Source organism: Devosia insulae DS-56, assembly GCF_000970465.2.
Taxonomy (GTDB): domain Bacteria; phylum Pseudomonadota; class Alphaproteobacteria; order Rhizobiales; family Devosiaceae; genus Devosia_A; species Devosia_A insulae.
In genome coordinates, this window is the sequence record NZ_LAJE02000287.1 from 1 (window position 1) to 4,235 (window position 4,235).

The following is a 4,235-nucleotide window of genomic DNA, read 5'->3' on the forward strand; positions in this document are numbered from 1 at the left end:
GGCCAGAGCACCAGGCTCCGCCCGACCTCCAGCAGCAGGATCCCCACAGCCGATAGCGCCGTCAGCACGGCCAGCGTTCGTTCGAACCAGTGCAGGCGGTGCCGGTGGGTTACACGGTGACCGTCGTGATCGGTAGTGGCTTGCATTTCTCCCTCCGTTTGTCCGTAAGGCTAAACCACCAGCTCCATCCGGTCCGCCGGAAACCGCGTCAGCATTGCGTGGATCGGCACGCCCTCGGCGTCGAGGTCCACGGCGTCGGACACCAGCACCACGGCGCCCGGCGCCAGCTTCAGTGCCTGGGCTTCCTCGGTGGTGGCGTGGCGGGCCGAGATGCGGGTCGAACCGCGCGAATAGTCCTCGATGCCGTAGCGCTTGAGCGCCGCAGTCACCGAGCCGGTTTCGACATAGGCGGCGTCGAATCCGGCGAAGCGGGCCTCGGGGAACCAGCCGGTCGCCCGCGCCAGCGGGCGGCCATCGGCGAAGGAGACGGTTTCCTGCCGGAGCAGCCGTGTTCCCAGTTTCACCGCCAGCGCTTCGGCGAGGCGCGCCGTGGCGCGCTCGATCTTCGATGACAGCAGCTGGCTGCTGCGCTGGCGGACCTGTCCGGCGAGACCTTCAGAGAAGCGGGTGCGGCGGCCGATCGGGTAGCTGAGGCGGCGAGCTTCGGCGACGAAGGTGCCGCGGCCGTGCTCGGCGCGCAGCACACCTTCCTCTTCCAGCACGGCGAGGGCACGGCGGACGGTGTGGCGGTTGACGCCGAAACGCTCGGCCAGGCTCAGCTCGCCCGCCAGCTTGTCGCCGCTTTCGAGCTTGCCGCCGATGATGTCGAGGCGGATGGCGTCGGCGATCTGGCGCCACAGGGCGACGCCTCCAGCCGGAGCGATTTCGGTGCGGCTCAAGATTGTCATTGCATCTTCACACGGTCGGCCTATAGCGGGGCGAAACGACATCACTTGTCTATTTTACTATACAAGTTGGAGCAAGAGCCAATGCAACAGGCGCCCCAGAATAACCCCCGGCAGGAGGCGATGGCGGTGTTGAGCCACGCCACGCCGAAGCGGCTCGGCGAACTCTGGGCCGCCTGGTCCGACAAGCCGGCCTACCACAAGGTGCGTGGCCCGGAGACCGGGCTGGTGATGGTGCGCGGCCGCGCCGGCGGTGGCGGCAACGCCTTCAACCTCGGCGAAGCGACGGTCACCCGCGCCACGGTGCGGCTCGAAACCGGCGAGGTCGGGCACGCCTATTGCCTCGGTCGCGACGGCGACAAGGCAGTGCAGTCGGCGCTGTTCGATGCGCTGCTGCAGCGCGACGCCGAGGCGGTGGAGAGGCTGGTGCTGCGGCCGCTGCGTGAAGAGCAGGCCGCCGCGGATGCCAAACTCCGCGACGAGACGGCGGCCACTAAGGTCGACTTCTTCACCATGGTTCGGGGAGACGATTGATGGACACGACAATCGAAGGCGGCTTCGCCGACCTGGTGCTGGGGGCGCAGAGCGTGTTCCGCGCCGTGATGGAGGCGCTGGCCCGTCCGGGCTCGGTGCAGTCGATTGCGTCCGATGCCGCGCCGCCGGCGCCGCTGACGCCGGAGCTCGGCGCCGTGGCGCTGACGCTGTGCGACCACGACACGCTGGTGTGGCTCGACCCGGTGCTCGCCGCCAATGAGGCGGTAGTGGCCTGGCTGGCGTTCCACTGCGGCGCGCCGCTGACCTCAGATATCGGCGCGGCGGCGTTCGCGCTGGTGAGCGACGTGACGCTGCTGCCGCGTATCGATGCCTTTGGGCAGGGCACCGACGAGTACCCGGATCGCTCGACCACGGTTGTCCTTGCTGTCGGCTCCGCCGCCAAGCCCGTGACCCTGAAGGGCCCAGGGATCAAGGACCAGTTCAGCACCCAGCTGCCGCTGCCCGATGGCGACTTCATCGAGCAGTGGGCGGAGAACCGCGCCCGTTTCCCCCGCGGCGTCGATTTGCTGCTGGTTCGTGCCGGCACGGTTGTCGGCCTGCCGCGCACCACCCGTATTTCGGAGGCTTGAGCCATGTATGTTGCCGTCAAAGGCGGCGAGGCCGCCATCGCCAATGCCCACCGGCTGCTCGCCGATCGCCGTCGCGGCGATCGCTCGGTGCCGGCGCTGCGCCTCGACCAGATCATCGAACAGCTCGGCCTCGCGGTCGATCGCACCATGGGCGAAGGTTCGCTCTATGACCGCGAGCTCGCGGCGCTCGCCATCCTCCAGTCGCGCGGCGACCTGATCGAGGCGATCTTCCTGGTCCGCGCCTATCGCACCACGCTGCCGCGCTTCGGCTATTCGAAGCCGATCGACACTGCCGCGATGAAGATCGAGCGTCGCGTTTCGGCGACGTTCAAGGATCTGCCCGGCGGCCAGCTACTCGGCCCGACCTTCGACTATACCCACCGCCTGCTCGATCCCAGCATTGCCGAGGGTGCCGCGGTGGACGAGGCCACAGCGCGCGCCAGCGCGGACGAGCCGGCGCCGCGCGTCACCGACCTCCTCGATCATCAGGGACTGATCGAGCCCGACGTGTCCGAAGTGCAGGACGAAATCGGCGATCTCACCCGCGAACCCCTCGAGTTCCCGCTCAACCGCGATCGGCGCCTGCAGGCGCTGGCCCGCGGTGACGAGGGGTTCCTGCTGGCGCTCGGCTATTCGACGCAGCGCGGCTATGGCCGCTCGCATCCGTTCGTCGGCGAGATCCGTATCGGCGAGGTCGAGGTGGAGCTCGATATCCCGGAGCTCGGCTTCGCGGTGAACCTGGGGCGGATCCGGGTCACCGAGTGCCAGATGGTCAACAAGTTCAAGGGCAATGCCAAGGTGCCGCCGCAGTTCACCCGCGGTTATGGGCTGGTGTTCGGGCAGGCCGAGCGCAAGGCCATGGCGATGTCGCTGGTCGATCGCTCGCTGCGCGCCGCTGAGCTCGGCGAGGACGTGAACCATCCGGCACAGGACGAGGAATTCGTCATCTCGCATTCCGACAACGTGCAGTCGACCGGCTTCGTCGAGCACCTGAAGCTGCCGCACTATGTCGATTTCCAGGGCGAACTCGGGCTGCTGCGCGAGATGCGGGCCGAGCACGATGTGGCGGACGACGCAGAAGCTTACCCGGAGGCGGCAGAATGAACATCGCCACCCACACAGACCGACGTTCAACCCACCGGGTCATTCCCGCGAAAGCGGGAACCTCTGTTTTCTTGCCTCCCGCTCCGCAAACGGAGGTTCCCGCTTGCGCGGGAATGACTCCGTGGTCGCTTCAGGGATCGGTGCGTCGGGGACAACTCAAATGAACATCGCCAAATACAACTTCGCCTATCTCGACGAGCAGACCAAGCGGATGATCCGCCGGGCCATCCTGAAGGGCATCGCGGTGCCGGGTTACCAGGTGCCGTTCGCCAGCCGCGAGATGCCGATGCCCTATGGCTGGGGCACCGGCGGGGTGCAGGTCACTGCCTCGATCATCGGTCCATCAGATGTGCTCAAGGTCATCGACCAGGGCGCCGACGACACCACCAATGCGGTGTCGATCCGCGCCTTCTTCGCCAAGGTCGCTGAGGTGGCGGTGACAACCCATACCGAGGAAGCGACGATCATCCAGACCCGCCACCGCATCCCGGAAGCCAAGCTCACCGAGGGGCAGGTGCTGGTCTACCAGGTGCCGATCCCCGAGCCATTGCGCTTCCTCGAGCCGCGCGAAACCGAAACGCGGAAGATGCATGCGCTCGAGGAATACGGGCTCATGCATGTGAAGCTCTACGAGGACATCGCCAAGCATGGCCGCATCGCCACGACCTACGCCTATCCGGTGAAGGTCGAGGGCCGCTACGTGATGGACCCCTCGCCGACGCCGAAGTTCGACAATCCCAAAATGCACATGTCGGAAGTGCTGCAGCTGTTCGGCGCCGGGCGCGAGAAGCGCATCTACGCAGTACCGCCCCATACCCAAGTGGTGAGCCTCGATTTCGAGGATCATCCGTTCGAGATCCAGCATTTCGAGGAGCCGTGCGCGCTGTGCGGCGCCACCGGGGTCTATCTCGACGAGGTGATCCTCGATGACAAGGGCGGGCACATGTTCGTCTGCTCCGACACCGACAATTGCGAGGATCGCCGCGAGCACGGCCACCGCGGCAAGCTCGCCGGCCACGCCCTGGAGGCAGCAGAATGACCCGCGTGGCTCGCAGTCTTGCGCCTCCCTCCCCCTTGAGGGGAGGGAGGCGCAAGACTGCGA

The 4,235-nt window shown here is 66.9% G+C and carries 5 protein-coding genes; 4 read left to right on the forward strand and 1 reads right to left on the reverse strand.

The features are described 5' to 3' along the window. Positions 1 to 170 precede the first annotated feature (170 nt). Entirely contained in the window at positions 171 to 908 is a 738-nt protein-coding gene (phnF, locus tag VW23_RS20595; RefSeq protein ID WP_141728412.1) for a phosphonate metabolism transcriptional regulator PhnF, read from the reverse strand. A gap of 81 nt (positions 909 to 989) precedes the next feature. On the opposite strand from phnF, the gene phnG reads away from it, so the two are divergent. From phnG to VW23_RS20615, 4 genes are all read left to right on the forward strand, one after another. Continuing rightward, positions 990 to 1,439, forward strand: coding sequence for a phosphonate C-P lyase system protein PhnG (phnG, locus tag VW23_RS20600; RefSeq protein ID WP_069911386.1), 450 nt, complete (start codon positions 990 to 992; stop codon positions 1,437 to 1,439). Continuing rightward, positions 1,439 to 2,029, forward strand: coding sequence for a phosphonate C-P lyase system protein PhnH (phnH, locus tag VW23_RS20605; protein WP_069911387.1), 591 nt, complete (start codon positions 1,439 to 1,441; stop codon positions 2,027 to 2,029). The genes phnG and phnH overlap by 1 nt, the downstream gene beginning before the upstream one ends. Positions 2,030 to 2,032: 3 nt before the next feature. After that, positions 2,033 to 3,133, forward strand: coding sequence for a carbon-phosphorus lyase complex subunit (locus VW23_RS20610; protein WP_069911388.1), 1,101 nt, complete (start codon positions 2,033 to 2,035; stop codon positions 3,131 to 3,133). 160 nt (positions 3,134 to 3,293) lie between these two features. Then, positions 3,294 to 4,172 carry an alpha-D-ribose 1-methylphosphonate 5-phosphate C-P-lyase PhnJ gene (locus tag VW23_RS20615; RefSeq protein WP_069911389.1) on the forward strand — a complete coding sequence of 293 codons (879 nt, stop codon included), beginning with the start codon at positions 3,294 to 3,296 and terminating at the stop codon, positions 4,170 to 4,172. Positions 4,173 to 4,235 lie beyond the last annotated feature (63 nt).